Source organism: Bradyrhizobium sp. DN3, assembly GCF_041357655.1.
Taxonomy (GTDB): Bacteria; Pseudomonadota; Alphaproteobacteria; order Rhizobiales; family Xanthobacteraceae; genus Bradyrhizobium.
The window spans coordinates 1-647 of record NZ_JAULLN010000094.1; the positions used below are offsets into that span (position 1 = coordinate 1).

General features: G+C 65.7%; 1 protein-coding gene. It reads right to left on the reverse strand.

Annotation, left to right across the window (positions count from 1 at the left end; translation table 11 throughout):
- Positions 1 to 647, reverse strand: a 647-nt coding sequence (locus AAE027_RS39500) for a chemotaxis protein CheA (protein ID WP_370991184.1), incomplete at both ends; no start/stop codon positions are given.

A 647-nucleotide genomic window follows, 5' to 3' on the forward strand; every position in this document is an offset into this window, starting at 1 on the left:
GCCCTCGCCGGCCACGCTCTTGATGTCGATGGTGCCGCCGATCTGGTCGATATTGGTGCGGACCACGTCCATGCCGACGCCGCGGCCGGAGACCGAGGTGATGGCGGCCGCGGTGGAGAAGCCCGGCGCGAAGATGAACTTGTGGATCTGGGCCTCGCTCATCTTCTCGAGCTCAGCCTCGGTGACCAACCCTGAGGAGATCGCCTTGGCCTTGATCTTCTCGGTGTTGAGGCCGCGGCCGTTGTCGGCGATGCAGATGATGATGTGGCCGCCCTCGTGATAGGCGGACAGCCGGATGGTGCCCTGCTCGCCCTTGCCGGCCGCTAAGCGCTCGGCGGGGGTCTCCAGGCCATGATCGGCGGAGTTGCGCACCATGTGGGTGAGCGGGTCCTTGATCAGGTCGAGCACCTGGCGGTCGAGCTCGGTGTCGGCGCCGTGCATCTCCAGTTCGATCTGCTTGCCGAGTTCGCTCGAGAGATCGCGGACGATGCGGGGCAGCTTCTGCCAGGCATTGCCGATCGGCTGCATGCGCGTCTTCATGACGCCCTCCTGCAGCTCGGCGGTGACATTGGACAGCCGCTGCAGCGGCACCTTGAACTCGGTGTCCTCGTTGCGGCGGGAGATCTCCAACAGCTGGTTGCGGGTCA